Here is a 21977-nt window from a genome sequence, read left to right as displayed (position 1 = left end):
GTCATGGGGGCTGCCTCGGGCATTGCGGGGGGAGCGGCACTTTACCGGGTGGCTGGGGGTGAGGCCAATAAAAAACCCGCGCCTGTCACCAGAGCGCGGGTTTCTTCATTGCTTCAAGCGATCAACGCTCCAGCAAGATCCGCAGCATGCGGCGCAGCGGTTCGGCCGCGCCCCACAGCAGTTGGTCGCCCACAGTGAACGCGCCCAGGAACTGGCTGCCCATGTTCAGCTTGCGCAGGCGGCCCACCGGGACATTCAGGGTGCCGGTGACCTTGGTCGGGCTCAGTTCCTGCATGCTGATGTCGCGGTTGTTCGGCACCAGCTTGACCCACGGGTTGTGCTGGCTGATCAAGGCTTCGATATCGCTGATCGGCACGTCTTTGTTCAGCTTGATGGTCAGCGCCTGGCTGTGGCAGCGCATCGCGCCAATACGCACGCAGATGCCGTCCACCGGGATCGGGCTCTTGAAGCGGCCGAGGATCTTGTTGGTCTCGGCCTGGGCCTTCCACTCTTCACGGCTCTGGCCGTTCGGCAGCTCTTTGTCGATCCACGGGATCAGGCTGCCGGCCAATGGCACGCCGAAGTTCTCGGTCGGGTAGGCGTCGCTGCGCATGGCTTCGGCCACACGGCGGTCGATGTCGAGGATCGCACTGGCCGGGTCGGCCAGTTGATCGGCAACGGCGGCGTGGGTCGCGCCCATCTGCTTGATCAGCTCACGCATGTTCTGCGCGCCGGCACCGGAAGCAGCCTGATAGGTCATGGCGCTCATCCACTCGACCAGGCCAGCTTCGAACAGGCCGCCCAGGCCCATCAGCATCAGGCTGACGGTGCAGTTGCCGCCGACATAGTTCTTGGTGCCCGCGTCCAGCTGCTGGTCGATGACCTTGCGGTTCACCGGGTCGAGGATGATCACGGCATCGTCCTGCATGCGCAGGCTTGACGCGGCGTCGATCCAGTAACCCTGCCAGCCGGCTTCACGCAGCTTGGGGAAGACTTCGCTGGTGTAGTCGCCGCCCTGACAGGTCAGAATCACGTCGAGGGTTTTCAGCTCTTCAATGTTGTAGGCGTCCTTGAGCGGGGCAATATCCTTACCCACAGACGGCCCTTGGCCACCCACATTCGAAGTGGTGAAAAACACCGGCTCAATAAGATCGAAATCCTGCTCTTCCAGCATCCGCTGCATGAGCACGGAACCGACCATACCGCGCCAACCGATCAGACCTACACGTTTCATCGCAACTACACCTTGTTAAAAAGTGGGCCGCCTTGCAGCAACAACTGCAAGCGGGCCCGAGAGATTACAGATTCCGCAGCGCGGCGACTACTGCGTCGCCCATTTCTTGCGTACCGACCTTGGTGCAACCCTGCGACCAGATGTCGCCAGTGCGCAAGCCCTGGTCCAGCACCAGGCTCACGGCCTTCTCGATCGCGTCCGCCGCGTCCGCCAGGTTGAAGCTGTAACGCAGCATCATCGAGACCGACAGAATCGTCGCCAACGGGTTGGCAATGCCCTGGCCCGCGATGTCCGGCGCCGAACCGTGGCACGGCTCGTACATGCCCTTGTTATTGGTGTCCAGGGATGCCGACGGCAGCATGCCGATGGAACCGGTGAGCATCGACGCCTGGTCAGACAGGATGTCGCCGAACAGGTTGTCGGTGACGATCACGTCGAACTGCTTGGGTGCACGCACCAACTGCATGGCGGCGTTATCGACGTACATGTGGCTCAGCTCAACGTCCGGATAGTCCTTGGCCACTTCTTCGACGATTTCACGCCACAACTGGCTGGAGGCCAGGACGTTGGCCTTGTCCACCGAGCAGACCTTCTTGCCACGCACGCGGGCCATGTCGAAGCCGACACGGGCGATACGGCGGATTTCGCTCTCGCTGTACGGCAGGGTGTCGTAGGCCTGGCGCTCGCCATTTTCCAGTTCGCGCACGCCACGTGGCGAGCCGAAGTAAATACCGCCGGTCAGCTCGCGCACGATGAGGATATCCAGGCCCGCGACCACTTCCGGCTTGAGGCTCGACGCGTCAGCCAGTTGCGGGTAGAGGATCGCCGGGCGCAGGTTGCCGAACAGGCCCAGTTGCGCACGGATCTTCAGCAGGCCGCGCTCAGGGCGGATGTCACGTTCGATCTTGTCCCATTTCGGGCCACCCACGGCGCCGAGCAGTACGGCGTCGGCCGCGCGGGCGCGGTCCAGGGTTTCATCGGCCAGGGGCACGCCGTGCTTGTCGATGGCCGCGCCGCCGATCACGTCGTGGCTCAGCTCGAAGCCCAGGCTGTACTTGCTGTTGGCGAGTTCCAACACCTTGACCGCTTCGGCCATGATTTCCGGACCAATACCGTCGCCAGGGAGAATCAGAATCTGCTTGCTCATGCGTTCCTCATTTCATCAAGCGACCCGCCCGTGGGCAGGTCGGGAAAAATCAATCAGCGTTCGGCGAAAACCACCAGCACGTCGGTGCTGAAGGTGCCGTCGGCCTGAATTTCGTAATAATCGCGCACTTCCTGGCCCATCGCTTTCTGCAACTCAAGGATGGCAGCGCGCAGTACTTCTGGCGTGCGCATGCGCTCGACCCACGAGGTGTATTCCAGGCGCAGACGCTGGCGACTGCTGGTGCGCACATGCAAGCCGGACTCGCTGAGCTGCTGCATCCATTCGGCGGCGGAGTAGTCGCGCACGTGGCTGGTGTCGCGCAGCACTTCGACGGTTTGCAGGTAAGTGTCCAACAGCGGGCTGCCCGGTGACAAGACGTCGACGAACGCCGCCACACCGCCCGGTTTGAGTACGCGGCGCACTTCGCGCAGGGCCTGGCCGAGGTCGCTCCAGTGGTGGGCCGAATAACGGCTGAACACGAAGTTGAACTCGCCATCAGCGAACGGCAGGCGTTCGGCGGCGCCGTGGACGGTGCGGATGTTGTCCAAACCGCGATCTGTCGCCGCAGCGGCAACCACGTCGAGCATCTGCTGGGACAAGTCGTAGGCGACCACTTCTTTAACCAGCGGGGCTACGTGAAAGCTGACATGACCGGCACCGCAGCCCAAATCCAGCAGTCGCGCACTGCCCTGCCCGGCCAGTTCGGCCTGCAGCAGCGCGAATTCGGTGCCTTGGGCGTGCACGGCACTGCTCAGGTAGGCCGAGGCTTGCTCGCCGAATTGTTTTTGCACAACTTGGGTGTGGGCAGTGCTGGTCATGGTGCTTTTCCTTGGGACTTGTGTTGTTTGTGCTGCCGCCTTCGCGAGCCAGTCCTGCTTACATCAAATCAGGCATCGCGAAACAACCAAGGCTGGCTCGCCCGGTGCTTGGCCTCAAACGCCGCAATCGCATCGCCGTCCTGCAAGGTCAGGCCGATGTCGTCCAGGCCGTTGATCAGGCAGTGCTTACGGAACGCATCCACTTCAAAGTGATACACCTTGCCGTCCGGACGGGTCACCGTTTGCGCGGCCAGGTCGACGGTCAGTTGGTAGCCCTCTTCGGCTTCTACCTGCTTGAACAGCTCGTCAACTTCTTCGTCGGTCAAGATGATCGGCAACAGGCCGTTCTTGAAGCTGTTGTTGAAGAAGATGTCGGCATAGCTCGGCGCGATGATGCTGCGAAAGCCATATTCTTCCAGGGCCCACGGCGCGTGTTCACGGCTGGAGCCGCAACCGAAGTTCTCGCGGGCCAGCAGCACGCTGGCGCCTTGGTAACGTTCGGCATTGAGCACGAAGTCCTTGTTCAGCGGGCGCTTGGAGTTGTCCTGATAGGCGTAGCCCACGTCCAGGTAGCGCCACTCGTCGAACAGGTTAGGACCGAAACCGGTGCGTTTGATCGACTTCAAGAACTGCTTGGGGATGATCTGGTCGGTGTCGACGTTGGCGCGATCCAAAGGAGCGACAAGGCCGGTGTGTTGGGTAAAAGCACGCATCGGGTATTCCTCAGATCAATTCGCGAACGTCGATGAAACGACCGTTGACGGCCGCCGCAGCAGCCATGGCCGGGCTGACCAGGTGGGTACGCCCACCGGCGCCCTGACGCCCTTCGAAGTTACGGTTGGACGTAGACGCGCAATGCTCGCCCGATTCCAAACGGTCCGGGTTCATCGCCAGGCACATCGAGCAGCCCGGCTCACGCCATTCAAAACCGGCTTCGAGGAAGATCTTGTCGAGGCCTTCGGCTTCTGCCTGGGCTTTAACCAGACCGGAGCCTGGCACCACGATGGCTTGCTTGATGGTCGACGCCACTTTGCGGCCCTTGGCGATCACCGCCGCGGCGCGCAGGTCTTCGATCCGCGAGTTGGTGCAGGAGCCGATGAACACGCGGTCCAACTGAATATCGGTGATCGCCTGGTTGGCCTGCAAACCCATGTACTTCAAGGCGCGCTCGATGGAACCACGCTTGACCAGATCGGCCTCTTTGGCCGGGTCCGGCACATTCTGGTCAACGGCCAAGACCATTTCCGGCGAAGTGCCCCAGCTGACTTGTGGCTTGATCTGGGCAGCATCGAGTTCAACCACGGTGTCAAACACCGCATCGGTATCGGAAACCAGGTCTTTCCAGGCTTCTACCGCCGCATCCCAATCCGCGCCTGCCGGAGCGAAAGGACGACCCTTGACGTATTCAACGGTCTTTTCGTCCGCCGCCACCATGCCCACACGGGCACCGGCTTCGATGGACATGTTGCAGATGGTCATGCGGCCTTCGATGGACAGGTCACGGATGGCGCTGCCGGCGAACTCGATGGCATGGCCGTTACCGCCGGCGGTGCCGATCTTGCCGATCACGGCGAGGACGATGTCCTTGGCGGTCACGCCAAATGGCAGCTTGCCTTCGACCAAGACCAACATGTTCTTCATCTTCTTGGCGACCAGGCACTGGGTGGCGAACACATGCTCCACCTCGGATGTGCCGATGCCGTGGGCCAAAGCGCCAAAGGCACCGTGGGTGGAGGTATGGGAGTCACCGCAGACCACGGTCATGCCCGGCAAGGTCGCGCCCTGCTCCGGGCCGATCACGTGCACGATGCCTTGACGTACGTCATTCATCTTGAATTCGGTAATGCCATATTCGTCGCAGTAGTCGTCGAGGGTCTGTACCTGCAAACGCGAGACAGTGTCGACGATTGCGTCGATGCCGCCCTTGCGCTCTGGGGTGGTCGGCACGTTGTGGTCGGGTGTGGCGATGATGGAGTCGACGCGCCAAGGCTTGCGCCCGGCCAGTCGCAGGCCTTCGAACGCTTGGGGCGAGGTCACTTCATGGATGATGTGACGGTCGATATAGATCAGCGACGAGCCATCGTCGCGCCGTTTCACTTCATGGGAATCCCAAAGCTTGTCGTAAAGCGTTTTGCCGGCCATCAGTCGGTCCTCATCAGCGGTGTTTCTCTATGCCGGGCCTTTCAATAACCCTTTGGCTTGTGAGGCTGATGGTATGGCGCTACATTAAATAACTCAAATTCATATTTTTTATGCTTTGGATTACCAACTGGAATACCACAATGGACCTGGCCAACCTCAACGCCTTTATTGCCATCGCCGAGACCGGCAGCTTCTCCGGCGCCGGTGAACGCCTGCACCTGACCCAACCGGCCATCAGCAAGCGCATTGCCGGCCTGGAGCAACAATTGAAGGTGCGCCTGTTCGATCGCCTGGGTCGCGAAGTCGGTTTGACTGAGGCCGGACGGGCCTTGCTGCCGCGCGCTTATCAGATCCTCAATGTGCTGGACGACACCCGCCGCGCCCTGACCAACCTCACCGGCGAAGTCAGCGGCCGCCTGACCCTGGCCACCAGTCACCACATCGGCCTGCATCGCTTGCCGCCGGTGCTGCGCACCTTTACCCGGGAATACCCGAATGTGGCGCTGGATATTCAGTTCCTCGATTCGGAAGTGGCCTACGAAGAAATCCTCCATGGCCGTGCCGAAGTGGCGGTGATCACCCTGGCGCCCGATCCTCACAACCTGGTGCGGGCCACCCCGGTGTGGGATGACCCGCTGGATTTCGTGGTCGCGCCGGAGCACAGCCTGATCAGCAACGGCAGCATCAGCCTGGCCGATATTGCCGGCCACCCCGCCGTTTTCCCCGGCGGCAACACCTTTACCCACCATATTGTCAGCCGATTATTCGAGGCCCAGGGCCTCACGCCGAACATCGCGATGAGCACTAACTACCTGGAAACTATCAAGATGATGGTGTCGATCGGCCTGGCCTGGAGCGTATTGCCGCGCACGATGCTGGATGATCAGGTGGCAAGTATCGCTTTGCCGGGCATACAGCTCAGTCGCCAGCTAGGCTATATCGTGCACACCGAAAGGACGCTGTCGAACGCTGCGCGGGCTTTCATGAGCCTATTGGATGCACAGGTCGATCTGCCAGGGATACCGGCATGAAGCTGTGCGGCCTCAAGGCCTGAATAAAGCCGCGCCGAACGCCCATTGAGCCAAGGCCCTTTGATAATGCGCAACCCCGTCGATTCCGTGCCACCCCTGCCCCGCATCTACGCCCTTGACCCTCAAGCGGCGGAACAAAGCTGGGACAGCGCCCCGCAATTGCTGGCAGCGCTCAATGCTGCCCGGCTGGGGGCATGGTGCTGGGAAATCGACACCGGCCGCATCAGCTGGTCACGGGGCACCCAGGCGTTGTTTGGCTTTGACCCGCGCCAACCGCTGCCAAAAGACCTGGACTACCTCGACCTGCTGGCTCCCGAAGACAGCGCCCGCGTGGTGCGGGCGTTCCATGCGGTGCTGGCGGGCGAGCCGTTCGAACAGGCCATGCATCACCGTATCCAATGGCCGGATGGCAGCCTTCATTGGCTGGAAATCAACGGCAGCCTGGCGCCGGACAAGGCCGGACGGCGCCGTATGATCGGAGTGATCCGCGAGATCACCCACCAACGCGACCGCGAAACCGCCCTCAGCCACTCCGAAAAACGCTTTGCCACGCTGTTCCACCTGTGCCCGAACATGGTCCTGCTGACCCGCCAGGCCGACGGCCTGATCAGCGAAGCCAACCAGTATTTCGAAATGCTGTTCGGCTGGCCGCTCGCCGACGCCATCGGCCGCACCACCCTGGACCTCGGTCTGTGGCGTCACCCGGAGCAACGCGCGCAGTTGGTGAAAGCCACCCAGCGCAAGGGCGAACCGATCACCATGGAAGTCCAGTTTTGCGCGAGCAACGGCCAGATCCACGATGGCACCCTCAGTGCGCAGAAGGTCGAACTGGAAGGCGAGGCCTACCTGATCAGTACCTTTCTCGACACCACCGAGCGCAAAAACGCCGAACAAGCCCTCAAGGACAGCCAGGAACGCCTCGACCTGGCCCTGGACTCGGCGCAACTGGGCACCTGGGACTGGCACATCCCGACTGGCATGCTCTATGGCTCGGCCCGCGCCGCCCAATTGCACGGCCTGCCGCCGGAACCCTTCCATGAGTCGTTCGATGCGTTCTTCGAAGGCATGCCCGATGACGAGCGCGAGAGCATGCGCAACGCCTACCGCACCCTGCGCGAAGGCCCGGCGGGCAACTATCAACTGACGTATCGCGTGCCCATGGAGGACGGCAGCTCGCGCTACCTCGAAAGCCGCGCACGCCTGTACCGCGACGAGCACGGCGCACCGCTGCGCATGGCCGGCACCTTGCTCGACATCACCGACCAGGTCGAACGTGAACAACGCCTGACCGCCTCTGAAGAAAAATTCGCCAGCCTGTTCCAGGCCAGCCCCGACCCAATCTGCGTCACCGGCCTGGACAGCGGCGCGTTTATCGAGATCAACCCCGCGTTTACCCAGACCTTTGGCTGGACGGCCGCCGAGGTGATCGACAAGAGCGCCGAGCAGATTGGCCTGTGGGACGAATCCAGCAAGCGCCTGCAACGGATCGAACGGGTGATCCGCGAGCAGGCTCTGAGCAATGTGGCGATCGTGGTGCATCACAAGAATGGCCAGGCGCTGACCTGCGTGATTTCCAGCCGGCTGATCAAGGTGGGCGACCAGCCGTGTATCGTCACCACCTTGCGCGACATCACTCAACAACAGCGCTCGGAAGCCGCGCTCAAGGCCAGCGAAGAGAAATTCGCCAAGGCCTTCCATTCCAGCCCTGATGCGATTTCCATCACCGAGCGCGACACCGGCCGTTATGTGGAGGTCAACGACGGTTTCTGCCGGTTGACCGGTTATCGCGCCGAGGAAGCCATTGGCCTGACCCTCTACCAGATCGGCATCTGGGCCGACGAGAACCAGCGTGCCGCGCTGCTGGCCGAATTGCAGATCAAGGGTCGTATCCATCACCTGGAAATGCTCTGGCACAACAAACGCGGCGAGTTACTGGCGGTAGAAGTCTCGGTTGAACCCATCACCCTCAACGAAACCCCGTGCCTGCTGCTGACCGCACGGGACGTGAGCCTGCTGAAAAACGCCCAGGCGCAGATCCGTCACCTGGCCTATCACGACCCGCTGACCAACCTGCCCAACCGCGCCCTGTTGATGGACCGCCTGAGCCAGCAGATCGCTCTGCTCAAGCGCCACAACCTGCGCGGCGCACTGCTGTTCCTCGACCTCGACCACTTCAAGCACATCAACGATTCCCTCGGCCACCCGGTGGGCGACACAGTGCTGAAGATAGTCACTGCCCGCCTGGAAGCCAGCGTGCGCATGGAGGACACCGTGGCGCGCCTGGGTGGCGATGAGTTTGTAGTACTGCTCAGCGGCCTGGATGGCACGCGCACGGAAGTCAGCCGTCAGGTCCAGGAACTGGCCGACACCTTGCGTGAACTGCTGTCGGAGCCGATGTTCCTGGATGGCCATCGCTTGCAAGTCACGCCGAGCATTGGCGTGGCGTTGATTCCCGATCACGGTTCCACGCCTGCGGACTTGCTCAAGCGTGCCGATATCGCCCTGTATCGCGCCAAAGACTCAGGACGCAACACCACGCAGATGTTCCACAACAGCATGCAAAAAACCGCCAGCGAACGCCTGCGCATGGAGACCGACCTGCGCCTGGCCCTGTCGCGCGGCGAGTTCAGCGTGCATTACCAACCGCAGGTGGATGCGCGGGGCAACCGCATCGTCGGCGCCGAGGCCTTGGTGCGCTGGCAGCATCCGCAACTGGGTGCGCAGTCGCCCGCGGAGTTTATCAAGGTGCTGGAGGACAGCGGCCTGATCCTTGAAGTCGGTACCTGGATCCTCGATGAAGCCTGCGCCGCCTTCCAACAGTTGATCGCCGAAGGCCTGGTCGACCCGCTGAATTTCAGCCTGTGCGTGAACATCAGTCCTCGGCAGTTTCGCCAGAACGACTTCGTGGAGCGGGTGGAGCGCAGCCTCAAGCAGCACGAGCTGCCATTCAGCCTGTTGAAACTGGAAATCACCGAAGGCATCGTGATCCAGAATCTGGACGACACCATCAGTAAAATGCGCCGCCTGAAAAAACTCGGCGTGAGCTTTGCGATGGATGACTTCGGCACCGGCTATTCATCACTGACCTACCTCAAGCGCCTGCCGGTGGACGCGCTGAAGATTGACCAATCCTTTGTGCGTGACGCCACCCATGACCCCAACGACGCCGAGATCATCCGCGCCATTGTCGCCATGGCCCGCAGCCTGAACCTGGAGGTGATTGCCGAAGGCGTGGAAACCCAGGACCAACTCGCGTTCCTGCAGGGCCTGGGTTGCCATTTGTACCAAGGGTATTTGCACAGCCGGCCACTGCCTATGATCGGATTCAGGGAACGCTTGCTCGCGGGAGATGGGCGGGGTTAAACCAGCTTCAAGGCGTGACCGCCCTGTTGCATCCAGTGCGAACTGTTCAAGTCACGCTTGTCCCCATAATCATCAAGTGCACCCTTTACCACGACTACGGAATGCCCGAAGTTCGCTAGGGTGCCTGGCACGCCTGACGCCAGTTCCTCCACGCTGCTTGCGCGGGTGAATGCATACAAGCCAAGGCGTCGTAACGCATCGCCCGGGACTTCCCCGTTATTCAACGTTTTGAGGGCGGCATTGAAGCCAGCGCCGGCGCGAAACTCATGGTTCTCCAGTTGGGCACGCTTGGCACTTGCGGCATACAGGAACACCGCATCCTCAATCAGGCCTTTATCCGTTCCATGGAAGTTGGCAGCCTCTCGTGCCTGGCTCAGCTCGGCATGGGTGAGGCGCACCGTGCAACCATCCCGCATGGCGATGCTGAAACCTGCTGGCGTTTCAGTGACACGCTTGAAGATCCCCAGCGGGTTTTGCCCATACTTCATCATCGCGGCCTTGATGGCCGACACCGTGACACAGTTACCTTCAACGCCTTGATAGAAACCGCGCCAGATATCGGCAGGCTTGACCCCCACGGGTACCGCCGAGAACTGCGCAGGCTTGCCGTTGGGGTCGACCGGGGCGTCTGCGGCAAGTTGGTAGCCATAATCCTTGCTGACGGACGCTTGTTCACCGTTGCTATGCTTGATGCCATCCACGACAAGCGCGCCTGAATAGTTGAAGGTAGGGGTGACGCCGACGCTGTGGGGTTCTAGTAGTTTTTCGGGCGACACAACCCGCAAAAAGCCGGTCAGCCCCATGCCCTTCAAGACGTTGTAAATGTGCTCTCCGCACAAAGTGCTCGATAGCACGGCATCAAACCCAGCATTGCCTTCAACCTGTTTGCGCTTGGCAAAGGCCGCCAGCATGAAATTGGCATCAGCGACCTTTTGCACATCAGGCCCGGAAAACCTTGACGCTGCGCCAGTGCGCTGCAACTCCTGCTTTGACAGCGTCACTTCAAACCCGTCTTTCATCGTGATGCTGTACCCCGTAGCGGTCGCCTCGACACGCTCAAACATATCGGAGGGCGACGGGCCAAACCTGAGCATCATCAGCTTGATGACCGCGGCGTGGCTGCTCAGGTCAAAGACTTCGCCAAAATTTCGCGAGCCCTCACTGAAGCCCTGCATCACCCCTGCGGCCTCGGGTCGGACCTTCGAGGTGGCCGGGTCAACCTTGGGTACGACGATAGGCGCAACGGGAGCCGGGACCACGGGAGGCTTCGGTGCGTTATCGCTCATCAACGTATACAGGTAGGCTCGGTCCGGTGAGCGCTCCCTGCCAAATTGATGCGCCTTGCCTGCATAAATCAGGGAAGAACCTGCGTCATAGCTGTCTGCTACGCCTGCTCCGCCCGCAGCCACAACCGTTGCAGTGGCTACATGCTGAAGATGACGGGATAACCCCATACCTTTGAGCATGTTAAAGGTCGTTTCACCTTGCAGAGACTCCGTCAGCATCGACTGAAAATCGGGGAGATCCGGCGAACTGCCGCGCTCGAGTTGTTTACGCTTGATGAACACTGCCAGCGCAAAATGGGCACTGCCCAACACATCGCCATCACTGCCGGTAAAACGCGATGCAGACGCTGCCTGTTGCAGTTCCTGTTTGGATAGATGCAGCCGATAACCATCTTTCATGGTCACGTCGTAAGCCTCACCGTTGCTCAGTACATCGGTGAACATATCGCCAGGGCTTGGGCCGAACTTGAGCATCATCAACTTGATGACCGCGCTGTGTGAACTCGCGTTGAAATGCTCGCCAAAGCCCCTCTCCGGCACATCAAAAGCTGGGATGCGAGACGCTTCAGGGTGGTTTGATAATTGCGTCGCCGTGGGATTGGAGCGCGCGAAAGATCCAATTGCAAACGTACTCATATCGTTCACTCTTTTCTGAAACAGTGGGAGAGTTCGAGACCGGAAGCTCGGATCAGGCGAGGTGATCAGATCAACGCAACGGCCTGTCCATCCCTGGGTCGATCGCCTTTGCGCCCGTATAACTCCTCGCAACCCTCCACGACGGCAACCGAATGTCCGCGCCTATTGACCATACCGATCAAAGACGGGTCAGCGAATTCACTCACCTTGACCCTCTTCATGTGGTCCTTCAACCCCAGCCGCAGGAAGCCTTCGCCAGGCTTGTTCCTGTCTTCGTCTTCACCATTATTGAGCGTCGTGATCGCCGCATTGAAACTTCTGCTCGCCCATCCGTCGTTGTTCTCCATCTGCGCACGCTTGGCGGAACAGGCAAACAGGAAGTGGGCATCCTTGAGCATTTCTGGATCACTCATGCCGACAAAGTTGGAACCGCGAATAGCCGCCTGCAACTCGGCCTTGCTCAGCGTCAATTCAAACCCGTCACGCATAACAACTTTATAACCCTGCTCACTGGCCTCCACAGACTTATAAATATCCTTTGGGCTTTGACCAAACTTCGCCATCGCCGCCTTGATGGCGGAAATCGTTACGCAATTACCATTACTTCCTTGGCGAAAACCAGTCCAGATGTTGTTGGGCTTTTCACCTTTGCGTTTGTTGGAGAGCCCGGGAATGTATTCGTTTCGCTTGTCTGTCAGTGTCGCGTCGTCAGCGGGTTTCACGCGGGGTTGCGGAATGGGCAAGTCGTTGTTTTTCGGCACCGGCGGGCGTACGCCTTTATCCAAGATGCCCTGCAACTGGTTGAAGAACTGCATGAACAAGTCCTTAAGCATACCCAACACGGCCTCGGGGTCTGCGGTATTACCGATATTCCTAGGCTGCGACGCTGCGGGTGAGGCCTGTGTCGCAGTGCGCAAACTGTTTCGGCTGGCAGAATCGAGGGAAGCGCTACCTGAAAAACCTGACGGGCTATAAGGATCAATAGTGGGCCGTGTAATAGGAAGATGTTTGATCGACAACATGACTTCATACCTCATTGAGGAGGCTCCCTGACCGCATCGGCCAGGGAACGATCATTACGTTGGTGTTTAACGCTTCAAGGCAGCAGGCTCAGAAGCGAGAGCGGAGGCTGGACCTGGAGAACCGGCTATGGGAGTGCCTGGCGAAGTCGTCCGCCAAGTTATCGGGTGCGGGGGATGTAATCTCCGGCGTGGGTTTTGTGTCGATGTTGGGCGTTACCACCGGCGGCGGCGTGGGTTCTGCATCGACCTTCGGGGTTACCACCGACGGCGGCGCGGGTTTGGTTTCAACCTTTGGCATCACCACCAGCGGCGGCGCGGGTTGTGCATCGACCTTCGGGGTTACCACCGACGGCGGCGCGGGTTTGGTTTCAACCTTTGGCATCACCACCAGCGGCGGCGTGGGTTGTGCATCGACCTTCGGGGTTACCGCCGGCTGCGGCGCGGGTTTTGTTTCTACCGTTGGCGTCACCACCAGCGGCGGCGTGGGTTGTACGTCGACCTTTGGCGCTATCACCGGTTGTGCGTGCCGGGGTTGTGGCGGGGTTTTTTCGTCCGTATGCGGGCAATGGCAGTTCTGCACCTGCACAATCACGTTGATATCAGACGACAGCTTATTCTGCTGTCCAACGTCGGTGAGGGTAGTCGTTACCTGCTTGGCATTGGGTTTACCGTCCGGCGTGATAGTCACTTGCGCAGGCCTATCTGGCGTGACGTGTGTATCTAGCTTGGGCTCCACCTTTGCCCTGGCGTCTGCTTGCGGCGTGACCTTGGGTTGCACTCCCGTATCCATGGCAACCTTGGTATCGGCACCGGGCATCACTTTTGGCTTGGTATCCGCTTCGGCTGTGACCTTGGGTTGGACGCCGGTATCCGTGGCAACCTTATTATCAGCTGCTGGCATCACTTTTGGCTTGGTATCCGCTGCAGGTGCTACCTTGCTCTGGGCCGCCGTATCCGCAACGACCTTGGCGTCCGGGCCAGGCTTCACCTGGGGCTGAGCATCCGCCTCACCGGGCAACTTGGGCAGCACCCCCATACCGGCGAGCATGCTACGCATAGCCTTGACCGCGAACTCAAACATGGCAAACAACTTTTCCAGCGACTCCTTATTCATCGGCACATGAGTATCTTTAGAGGCGGGATTAGTGTCCTTCAGAAACTTACTAACACTGTCCATCGAAGGCGATAACCCAGGTGCTTTATCCATTTGCACAGAAGGCTGATTAAGTTGAGTGTAACCTGTATTCATCGGCACAAATTTTTGGGTCGAGACATTAGACATTTTCTTATTCCTATGACCTTGCCCAACTCCTGCAATGGCAGGAGAGAGACAGTTATTGACAGGGAGCGTTAAACAACGGCGAGTTCGGCAAACTCGTAAGATTCGTGGGGCGTAGCGACAATGAGTTCCGAAAAAGCGCGGCTTATATAAGGAAACCAATTGACCGCCAGGGGTGTTTGCCTATGGACAAACCGAGAAAAACCCAGGCTGTGTACGCCTAAGGCGCTTCCTGGAGTGGAAACTTAAGGCAACACCCTCTGAACAAAGTAATTTAAAGAAAACAACACGATCGCCTTACAAGCGAAACCTATGTTAATTGACGCGCACACAAGTACTTTACCGCACACTAAAAAACACATAAATTCAAAACTTAGTTGCAGTCAAACTCAAACACTCATAGACACTTGCATATATCTCGAAATAACACTTCGCCCGCTTTAGCAATACAGCGACTGAAACCTACTCCAGACGGCAGACAATGACGCCAAACGTACTTTTCAGACAAAAAAAAGGCACCTTTCGGTGCCCTCTATCGCAATGGTTGAAACACTTATATATGTAAACCTAATCTTGCAGCGTAACCGACTGTTCCCGCTGACTGGGCATCCCCAGCAATCGCCCGACCTGCTCCAGGTCGGTTTCCCTACGCATCAGCGTAAACAACTCCACCGCCTCAGGGTAATTGCGGGTGAGCATCGCCAGCCATTGCTTCAAACGCCCCGGTGCCTGACGCTCGGTCAGTTGCGCCACCGATTGGGTCCAGAAGTCCTGGAGCATCGGCTGCATTTCGGCCCAGGTCATCTCGATCACTTCCTCGCCTGCCCGCGCCGCAGCAATCTGCCGCGCCAGGTCCGGACGCGCGACCAGGCCACGGCCCAGCATGATATCTTCGGCGCCACTGACTTCGCGGCAGCGCTTCCAGTCTTCAACGCTCCAGATATCACCATTGGCGAATACCGGCACCTTGACCACATCTTGTACGCGCGGGATCCATTCCCAATGAGCGGGCGGTTTGTAGCCGTCAGTCTTGGTCCGCGCATGCACCACGATATGTGCCGCGCCGCCTTCGGCCAGGGCCGTGGCACAGACCAGCGCGCCGTCCGGGCTGTCGAAACCCAGGCGCATCTTGGCGGTGACTGGAATGTGCGCCGGTACGGCGCGGCGCACGTGTTCGACGATCTGGTTGAGCAGCTCCGGCTCCTTGAGCAGCACTGCCCCGCCACGGGACTTGTTGACGGTCTTGGCCGGGCAGCCGAAATTCAGGTCGATGACCTGCGAGCCCAGCTCACACGCCAAGGCGGCGTTTTCCGCCAGGCACACCGGGTCGGAGCCGAGCAATTGCACGCGCAGCGGCACACCGGCGGCGGTATGGGCGCCGTGCAGCAGTTCCGGGGCGAGTTTATGGAAATACGCGGGGGTAAGCAGGCGGTCGTTGACGCGGATGAACTCGGTCACGCACCAGTCAATACCGCCGACACGGGTGAGAACGTCCCGCAGGATGTTGTCGACCAACCCCTCCATGGGCGCCAAAGCAATTTGCATGGAAAACACTCAACAAAAATCGTGGCGCAGTTTACTGGGTTTCCCACAGCAACCGTTAACCCCCTGTCAGGGCGGGGCCATAACCGTCGAGAAATTCTGCGGGCATGCGCTTGGGCTTGCCGGTGGAGAGTTCGATGCAGACAAAGGTGGTTTGCGCACGCAGCAGGGTCACGCCGTCACGCGGGCGAACCAGCTGGAAACGCCGGGTCATCTTCAGGCGCTGGTCCCAGTCGACGATCCAGGTGGCCAGTTGCAGCTCGTCGCCTTCGTAGCCGGCGGCCAGGTAGTCGATCTCATGGCGCACCACTGCCATGGCGCGGTCCAGGCGGCGGTACTCGGTAAGGTCCAGGCCCAAACGCTGGGAATGACGCCAGGCGCAGCGCTCCAGCCAGGACACATACACCGCGTTGTTGGCGTGCCCCAGGCCGTCGATGTCTTCAGGGGTCACCTGCAGATCGATGATAAACGGCGTTGCCAAATCCCAGCCCATGCCTTGCTCCCGGTCGATTAACGTATCCGGGGCAGTGTATCAGGCCGTTTGCCGCGCCTGTAGACGACGGCCGGCCAGCAGCGCCAGCACAGCGTCGATCACACGCGGATCGGCCAGCACTTTCTGGTGACCGCCCTGCTCCAGGCGCAGCAGGCGGCTGTCGAACCAGGCTTCGTGAATAGCGTGAGAGGCTTTGACCGGGACGAACGTATCGTCTTCGGCGTGCACGATCAGGCCAGGAATATTCATTTGGTAATGGGCCACATCCAGATGCTTGAGCGGCATGCCAAAGGTTTGCTCAACCTCTTGGATGAACGCCGAACGCGCCCGCGCCGGCAAACCGACCATCTGGGTGAAGCCCCGCAGCACATCCAGAAAGCGAGACGGTGCGGCGATGCTCACCAACGCCTCAGTGCGCAAGCCCAACTGCACCGCCAGCATCGCACTGGCGCCGCCCATGGAATGACCGATCACCGCATGCAGCGGCGGCAACTCGGCAGCGGCTTCGAGCATGGCGCGGGCGAACAGCAGCACATGGGCTTCACGCCCTGGCGAACGGCCATGGGCGGGACCGTCGAGAGCAATCACGGAGTAACCGTTGTCGACCAATGCCGTGATCAGGCTGGCGAATTGAGTGGGCCGCCCTTCCCAACCGTGCATCAACAACACCGCAGGCCCCTGGCCCCAGCGCAAGGCGGACAGACCGAAGCGCAAGGTGATGCGCTCCGATTGCGCCAACAGCGGCAGCTCCCAGTCACGCGGCGGCAGGTCTCGGGGGGTCATGAAGGCCCGGCGCATCTTGTTGGCCACCGTTTGCGGTGCCAGGTGCCCCAGGGTGCCGTTGAAGCGACGAATCCAGGTTAACGTGCCCATCATGACAGCCCTCTTCTAGCGCACGGCCGACTTGGCGGCGCGCAGCACACGGTCAGACAACTCGCCCGGCCCCAAGGCGCGGGCCAAGGCCAGGCCACCGATCATCAGCGCCATGTCCGCCAGGGCTTTGTCGGTGTCTTCAGGGCTGGCGGCGAGTTGCGCAGCCATCAGCTCGCAGTGCTCGTTCAGCGCCTGGCGGAATTCATCCGGCAGACGACTCATCTCACCGACGGTCGCCGGGATCGGGCAGGCCTGGGCGGTAGAGTCACGGTGCTTGCGCGACAGATAGAACGCCGCCACCAGGCTTCTGCGCTCCTCCCCGGTCAACTGGGCGTCCATGTCATCAATCGACGCACGACGCTTGGCCAGCAACTGAGTGAAGGCCTCCAGCATCAGTGCGTCCTTGCTTTCGAAGTGCGCGTAGAAACCACCGACGGTCAGCCCCGCCGCGCCCATGACTTCACCCACACTCGGTTCGGCCGGGCCGCGCTGGATCAACGCGGCGCTGGCGGCCTGCAGAATGCGTTCGCGGGTTTGCGCTTTTTTATCGCTCATCATTGCCTCCGATGTTCATGGGTTGAATATTATTACCATAATAATATTTGACAAGCCACAGGCATGACCGCTGGTCAGAAGAGAAGAAGGGCATGGAGGAAAGATTTGGCCAAACGCCAGACAAACAAAAGGGCCATTCAATAATTGAATGACCCTTAAAAATCCCGCAAAGCGGGTAATCGTGGCGTCCCCTAGGGGACTCGAACCCCTGTTACCGCCGTGAAAGGGCGGTGTCCTAGGCCACTAGACGAAGGGGACACAAACCTTCTGTACACTGATCAGGCTGAGACTGATCGATCCAAGGACGGTGTGGCCGGAACCTTGGAACTGTAAATTGGTGGAGCTAAACGGGATCGAACCGTTGACCTCTTGCATGCCATGCAAGCGCTCTCCCAGCTGAGCTATAGCCCCGGATTTTTCGTCTCGCGACGCAGCAGGCCTTGCGAACTGCTTGTTGAAACTGGCGTCCCCTAGGGGACTCGAACCCCTGTTACCGCCGTGAAAGGGCGGTGTCCTAGGCCACTAGACGAAGGGGACAAAACCTTCTGTACAACTGATCAGCGCTGAGAACTGATCGATTCAAGGACGGTGTGGCCAGACCTTGAACCTGTAAATTGGTGGAGCTAAACGGGATCGAACCGTTGACCTCTTGCATGCCATGCAAGCGCTCTCCCAGCTGAGCTATAGCCCCTCATCGGTGAGGACGGGGCGAATCTTAATGGCGCTTTGGAAGTGTGTCAAATTTATTTTCAACATTTTCCAAAATTTTTTGCCGGGATAACAATCACTTACCGTCGAAACCCCGGAAAACCGGGGTTTCGCCGTTTCAACCGCGTGCTTAAGCGATAGCGCCCAGCAGCTTTTCCCACTCTTTGTTTTCTTTCTTCGACACACCACCAAGCAAATCAAGGGCTTGGCGCAGGCGGAAACGGGTCAGGTCCGGGCCGAGGATTTCCATCGCATCCAGCACCGACACCGAACTGGCCTGCCCGGTGATCGCGGCAAACATCAACGGCATGGCATCGCGCAATTTCAGTTCCAGGGATTCCACCACCGCCTGGATCGTCGCGGTGATCGCATCTTTCTCCCACTGGCGCAGGCTTTCCAGCTTCCACAGGATCAACTGCATCAATTGGCGAACCTGATCGCCGGAGAGTTTCTTCGACTCGAACAGCTTGGGATCCGGATTCACGCCCCCGGCAAAGAAGAAACTGGCCAACGGTGCGACCTGGCTGAAGGTCTCCACCCTGCCCTGCACCAGCGGCGCGATCTTCATCATGTATTCGGGGTTCAACGCCCACTGCTGCACACGGCTGGCGAATTCTTCCACCGGCAGGTCACGCAGCCACTGGCCATTGAGCCACGACAGCTTCTCGATATCGAAGATCGGCCCGCCCAGGGACACGCGGGACAGATCAAAATTGTCGACCATTTCCTGCAACGAGAACTTCTCGCGCTCGTCCGGCATCGACCAGCCCATGCGGCCCAGGTAGTTGAGCATCGCTTCCGGCATGAAGCCCATGCGCTCGTAGAAGGTCACCGAGGTCGGGTTCTTGCGCTTGGACAGCTTGCTCTTGTCCGGGTTACGCAGCAGCGGCATGTAGCACAGCTGCGGCTGTTCCCAGCCAAAGTACTCGTAGAGCAGGATCAGTTTCGGCGCCGATGGCAACCACTCTTCGCCGCGCAGCACGTGGGTGATGCCCATCAGGTGGTCGTCGACCACGTTGGCCAGGAAGTACGTCGGCAGGCCGTCGGTCTTCATCAGCACCTGCATGTCCATGCGGTCCCACGGGATCTCGACGTCACCGCGCAGCATGTCCGGCACCACGCACACGCCTTCGCTCGGTACTTTCATGCGGATCACGTGGGGCTCACCGGCCGCCAGGCGCTGGGCCACTTCTTCTTTCGACAGCAGCAGCGCGCGGCCATCGTAGCGTGGAGTTTCGCCACGGGCCTGTTGCTCGGCACGCATCTGGTCCAATTCTTCTGCGGTGCAGAAGCACGGGAACGCATGGCCCATGTCGACCAGTTGCTGGGTGTACTGCTTGTAGATGTCGCTGCGCTCGCTCTGGCGATACGGGCCGTGCGGGCCGCCAACATCCGGGCCTTCCGCCCAGGTAATGCCCAACCAGCGCAGGGCATCGAAAATCTGCTGCTCCGACTCGCGGGTGGAACGCAGTTGATCGGTGTCTTCGATCCGCAGGATGAATTCACCGCCGTGCTGCTTGGCAAAGCAGTAGTTGAACAAGGCGATGTAAGCAGTACCGACGTGGGGATCCCCAGTGGGCGATGGCGCGATGCGCGTGCGGACGGTGGTCATGGCAGGTCTCGAATGGGCGATAAAACTGAAATTGAAACAAGGGGCGAATGGTAACACCAGCTTGGGTGATTCTGGCAGACCGAGGTGCCTGCATTCGCGAGCAAGCCCGCTCCCACATTCAACCGATTTCCAACATGAGAATGCGGTGAAGTGTGGGAGCGGGCTTGCTCGCGAAGGCGTCAGGCCAGTCACCGCAAATCACACAGCCAACAACCGCTCCCGCAACTTGCCAATCTCGTCCCGCGTCTGCGCCGCCGCCTCGAACTCCAGGTCCCGCGCCAACTGGTACATCTTCTCTTCCAACTGGCGGATGCGCTTGGTGATCTCACTCGGCGAGCGCAATTCGTTCTCGTACTTGGCGCTTTCCTCAGCGGCCTTGGCCATGCCTTTGCGCTTCTTGCTGCGCGAGCCCGGCACGGTGGCGCCTTCCATGATGTCGGCAACGTCCTTGAACACGCCCTTGGGCGTGATGCCGTTTTCCAGGTTGAAGGCGATCTGCTTGTCGCGGCGGCGCTGCGTCTCACCAATCGCCCGCTCCATGGAACCGGTAATGCGGTCCGCGTAGAGAATCGCCCGGCCATTGAGGTTCCGTGCCGCACGCCCGATGGTCTGGATCAACGAGCGTTCAGAGCGCAAAAAGCCCTCTTTGTCCGCATCGAGGATCGCCACCAGCGACACTTCCGGCATGTCCAGGCCTTCACGCAGCAGGTTGATGCCCACCAGCACATCAAAGGTGCCCAGGCGCAGGTCGCGGATGATCTCCACGCGTTCCACGGTGTCGATGTCCGAGTGCAGATAGCGCACGCGCACGCCGTGGTCGGCCAGGTAGTCGGTCAAGTCTTCGGACATGCGCTTGGTCAGCGTGGTGACCAGCACCCGCTCTTCCAGGGCCACGCGCTTGGTGATTTCCGAGAGCAGGTCGTCGACTTGGGTCAGCGCCGGGCGGATCTCGATTTCCGGGTCGACCAAACCAGTCGGCCGCACCAGTTGCTCGATCACGCGGCCGGCATGCTCGGCCTCATAGTTGCCCGGCGTGGCGGACACAAAGATAGTCTGCGGGCTGATGGACTCCCACTCATCAAAGCGCATCGGCCGGTTATCCAGCGCCGACGGCAGGCGGAAACCGTACTCCACCAGGGTTTCTTTACGCGAACGGTCGCCCTTATACATCGCGCCCACTTGCGGCACGCTGACGTGGGACTCGTCGATCACCAGCAGCGCGTCAGGCGGCAAGTAATCGTAAAGCGTCGGCGGCGGCGCGCCGGATTCACGGCCCGACAGGTAGCGCGAGTAGTTTTCGATGCCGTTGCAGTAGCCCAGCTCCAGGATCATCTCCAGGTCGAAGCGGGTACGCTGCTCCAGGCGCTGGGCTTCCACCAGCTTGTTATTGGAACGCAGGTACTCCAGGCGCTCGGCCAACTCGACTTTGATGCCCTCAATGGCGCCCATCAGAGTCTCACGCGGGGTCACGTAGTGGCTTTTCGGATAGAAGGTGAAGCGCGGTAGCTTGCGGATCACCTCGCCGGTCAACGGGTCGAAGGCCGACAGGCTCTCGACTTCATCGTCGAACAGCTCGATGCGGATCGCTTCCAGGTCGGATTCCGCCGGGTAGATGTCGATCACATCGCCGCGCACGCGGAAGGTGGCACGGGCAAAGTCCATGTCATTGCGGGTGTATTGCAGGCTGGTCAGGCGGCGTAACAGCTCGCGTTGGTCGAGTTTGTCGCCGCGATCGACGTGCAGCACCATCTTCAGATAGGTTTCCGGGCTGCCCAGACCGTAGATGCACGACACGGTGGTGACGATGATCGCGTCCTTGCGCTCCAGCAAGGCCTTGGTCGCCGACAGCCGCATCTGCTCGATGTGGTCGTTGATCGACGCATCCTTCTCGATAAAGGTATCGGAGGACGGCACGTAGGCTTCGGGCTGGTAGTAGTCGTAGTAGGAAACGAAGTACTCCACCGCGTTGTTCGGGAAGAACGCCTTGAACTCGCCGTAGAGCTGCGCCGCCAGGGTCTTGTTCGGCGCCAGCACCAGGGTGGGCCGGTTGATCTGCGCAATGACGTTGGCGATGCTGAAGGTCTTGCCCGACCCGGTCACCCCGAGCAGGGTCTGATGCGCCAGCCCGGCTTCGATGCCTTCGACCATCTGACGAATGGCTTCCGGTTGATCGCCGGCGGGTTCAAAGCGGGTGACGAGCTGGAAATCCGACATAACGTACCTCGTGAAGTCACCC

The 21977-nt window shown here is 60.1% G+C and carries 16 protein-coding genes and 4 tRNA genes; 2 read left to right on the top strand and 18 right to left on the bottom strand.

Annotation, left to right across the window (positions count from 1 at the left end; genetic code table 11):
• Window positions 1-121 precede the first annotated feature (121 nt).
• The 5 genes from asd to leuC form a co-directional block, all read right to left on the bottom strand.
• Window positions 122-1234 (bottom strand): aspartate-semialdehyde dehydrogenase, encoded by a 1113-nt coding sequence (gene asd, locus HX812_RS13105; protein WP_016976627.1) that lies wholly within the window; start codon window positions 1232-1234, stop codon window positions 122-124.
• A 64-nt stretch (window positions 1235-1298) separates the two neighbouring features.
• Entirely contained in the window at window positions 1299-2381 is a 1083-nt protein-coding gene (gene leuB, locus HX812_RS13100; RefSeq protein WP_033901802.1) for a 3-isopropylmalate dehydrogenase, read from the bottom strand.
• Between the two features lie 53 nt (window positions 2382-2434).
• Entirely contained in the window at window positions 2435-3199 is a 765-nt protein-coding gene (locus HX812_RS13095; RefSeq protein ID WP_038845593.1) for a class I SAM-dependent methyltransferase, read from the bottom strand.
• Window positions 3200-3267: 68 nt separating this feature from the next.
• Window positions 3268-3912, bottom strand: a complete 645-nt coding sequence (gene leuD, locus HX812_RS13090) for a 3-isopropylmalate dehydratase small subunit (RefSeq protein WP_010209061.1) — start codon at window positions 3910-3912, stop codon at window positions 3268-3270.
• A gap of 10 nt (window positions 3913-3922) precedes the next feature.
• The gene (gene leuC / locus HX812_RS13085) at window positions 3923-5341 is read right to left on the bottom strand and encodes a 3-isopropylmalate dehydratase large subunit (RefSeq protein WP_038845589.1); all 1419 of its coding nucleotides are present in this window, start codon (window positions 5339-5341) and stop codon (window positions 3923-3925) included.
• A gap of 140 nt (window positions 5342-5481) precedes the next feature.
• Between leuC and HX812_RS13080 the strand changes: the two genes are divergently transcribed.
• Both HX812_RS13080 and HX812_RS13075 read left to right on the top strand, forming a co-directional pair.
• On the top strand, window positions 5482-6372 hold the full coding sequence (locus tag HX812_RS13080; protein ID WP_038845586.1) for a LysR family transcriptional regulator: 891 nt from the start codon (window positions 5482-5484) through the stop codon (window positions 6370-6372).
• A gap of 66 nt (window positions 6373-6438) precedes the next feature.
• Complete coding sequence (locus HX812_RS13075; RefSeq protein WP_038845584.1) at window positions 6439-9735, top strand: EAL domain-containing protein; 3297 nt, start codon at window positions 6439-6441, stop codon at window positions 9733-9735.
• On the opposite strand, the gene HX812_RS13070 is transcribed toward HX812_RS13075, so the two are convergent.
• The 13 genes from HX812_RS13070 to uvrB form a co-directional block, all read right to left on the bottom strand.
• A complete protein-coding gene (locus HX812_RS13070; RefSeq protein WP_038845582.1) occupies window positions 9732-11657 on the bottom strand; it encodes a hypothetical protein in 1926 nt (641 codons plus the stop codon). The genes HX812_RS13075 and HX812_RS13070 overlap by 4 nt on opposite strands.
• 65 nt (window positions 11658-11722) lie before the next feature.
• Window positions 11723-12472: a hypothetical protein gene (locus HX812_RS13065; RefSeq protein ID WP_306173382.1), complete on the bottom strand. Its 750-nt coding sequence runs from the start codon at window positions 12470-12472 to the stop codon at window positions 11723-11725.
• A 295-nt stretch (window positions 12473-12767) separates the two neighbouring features.
• Window positions 12768-13961, bottom strand: a complete 1194-nt coding sequence (locus tag HX812_RS13060; protein ID WP_177128259.1) for a hypothetical protein — start codon at window positions 13959-13961, stop codon at window positions 12768-12770.
• Between the two features lie 564 nt (window positions 13962-14525).
• Window positions 14526-15503, bottom strand: a complete 978-nt coding sequence (locus HX812_RS13055) for a tRNA-dihydrouridine synthase (RefSeq protein ID WP_038845577.1) — start codon at window positions 15501-15503, stop codon at window positions 14526-14528.
• A 55-nt stretch (window positions 15504-15558) separates the two neighbouring features.
• Entirely contained in the window at window positions 15559-15993 is a 435-nt protein-coding gene (locus HX812_RS13050; RefSeq protein ID WP_038845576.1) for a thioesterase family protein, read from the bottom strand.
• Between the two features lie 39 nt (window positions 15994-16032).
• On the bottom strand, window positions 16033-16866 hold the full coding sequence (locus HX812_RS13045) for an alpha/beta hydrolase (RefSeq protein ID WP_038845711.1): 834 nt from the start codon (window positions 16864-16866) through the stop codon (window positions 16033-16035).
• A gap of 15 nt (window positions 16867-16881) precedes the next feature.
• Window positions 16882-17421 (bottom strand): TetR/AcrR family transcriptional regulator, encoded by a 540-nt coding sequence (locus tag HX812_RS13040; RefSeq protein WP_010209050.1) that lies wholly within the window; start codon window positions 17419-17421, stop codon window positions 16882-16884.
• A gap of 182 nt (window positions 17422-17603) precedes the next feature.
• Window positions 17604-17679 (bottom strand) — tRNA-Glu (locus HX812_RS13035).
• A 77-nt stretch (window positions 17680-17756) separates the two neighbouring features.
• A tRNA-Ala gene (locus tag HX812_RS13030) sits at window positions 17757-17832 on the bottom strand.
• Between the two features lie 50 nt (window positions 17833-17882).
• A tRNA-Glu gene (locus HX812_RS13025) sits at window positions 17883-17958 on the bottom strand.
• A 78-nt stretch (window positions 17959-18036) separates the two neighbouring features.
• Window positions 18037-18112: transfer RNA gene (locus tag HX812_RS13020), tRNA-Ala, on the bottom strand.
• Window positions 18113-18259: 147 nt separating this feature from the next.
• On the bottom strand, window positions 18260-19741 hold the full coding sequence (gltX, locus tag HX812_RS13015; RefSeq protein ID WP_015884987.1) for a glutamate--tRNA ligase: 1482 nt from the start codon (window positions 19739-19741) through the stop codon (window positions 18260-18262).
• A 198-nt stretch (window positions 19742-19939) separates the two neighbouring features.
• The gene (gene uvrB / locus HX812_RS13010) at window positions 19940-21955 is read right to left on the bottom strand and encodes an excinuclease ABC subunit UvrB (RefSeq protein WP_038845574.1); all 2016 of its coding nucleotides are present in this window, start codon (window positions 21953-21955) and stop codon (window positions 19940-19942) included.
• Window positions 21956-21977 lie beyond the last annotated feature (22 nt).

Origin of the sequence: Pseudomonas sp. IPO3749, from assembly GCF_013386605.1 — a bacterium.
In the GTDB taxonomy this organism is placed as follows: Bacteria; Pseudomonadota; Gammaproteobacteria; order Pseudomonadales; family Pseudomonadaceae; genus Aquipseudomonas; species Aquipseudomonas azotoformans_A.
Note: the sequence above shows the minus strand (reverse complement) of the source record. Positions and strands in the feature narration are given on the sequence as shown.

Bases quoted from the DNA above. Each gene is read 5' to 3' on its own strand.
- HX812_RS13075 (WP_038845584.1), top strand. From the start codon at position 6,439: ATGCGCAACCCCGTCGATTCCGTGCCACCCCTGCCCCGCATCTACGCC.
- leuC (WP_038845589.1), bottom strand. From the start codon at position 5,341: ATGGCCGGCAAAACGCTTTACGACAAGCTTTGGGATTCCCATGAAGTG.
- HX812_RS13060 (WP_177128259.1), bottom strand. From the start codon at position 13,961: ATGTCTAATGTCTCGACCCAAAAATTTGTGCCGATGAATACAGGTTAC.
- HX812_RS13095 (WP_038845593.1), bottom strand. From the start codon at position 3,199: ATGACCAGCACTGCCCACACCCAAGTTGTGCAAAAACAATTCGGCGAG.
- uvrB (WP_038845574.1), bottom strand. From the start codon at position 21,955: ATGTCGGATTTCCAGCTCGTCACCCGCTTTGAACCCGCCGGCGATCAA.
- HX812_RS13070 (WP_038845582.1), bottom strand. From the start codon at position 11,657: ATGAGTACGTTTGCAATTGGATCTTTCGCGCGCTCCAATCCCACGGCG.
- HX812_RS13050 (WP_038845576.1), bottom strand. From the start codon at position 15,993: ATGGGCTGGGATTTGGCAACGCCGTTTATCATCGATCTGCAGGTGACC.
- HX812_RS13055 (WP_038845577.1), bottom strand. From the start codon at position 15,503: ATGCAAATTGCTTTGGCGCCCATGGAGGGGTTGGTCGACAACATCCTG.
- HX812_RS13080 (WP_038845586.1), top strand. From the start codon at position 5,482: ATGGACCTGGCCAACCTCAACGCCTTTATTGCCATCGCCGAGACCGGC.
- leuB (WP_033901802.1), bottom strand. From the start codon at position 2,381: ATGAGCAAGCAGATTCTGATTCTCCCTGGCGACGGTATTGGTCCGGAA.
- HX812_RS13045 (WP_038845711.1), bottom strand. From the start codon at position 16,866: ATGGGCACGTTAACCTGGATTCGTCGCTTCAACGGCACCCTGGGGCAC.
- HX812_RS13065 (WP_306173382.1), bottom strand. From the start codon at position 12,472: ATGCAGTTCTTCAACCAGTTGCAGGGCATCTTGGATAAAGGCGTACGC.
- asd (WP_016976627.1), bottom strand. From the start codon at position 1,234: ATGAAACGTGTAGGTCTGATCGGTTGGCGCGGTATGGTCGGTTCCGTG.
- HX812_RS13040 (WP_010209050.1), bottom strand. From the start codon at position 17,421: ATGAGCGATAAAAAAGCGCAAACCCGCGAACGCATTCTGCAGGCCGCC.
- leuD (WP_010209061.1), bottom strand. From the start codon at position 3,912: ATGCGTGCTTTTACCCAACACACCGGCCTTGTCGCTCCTTTGGATCGC.
- gltX (WP_015884987.1), bottom strand. From the start codon at position 19,741: ATGACCACCGTCCGCACGCGCATCGCGCCATCGCCCACTGGGGATCCC.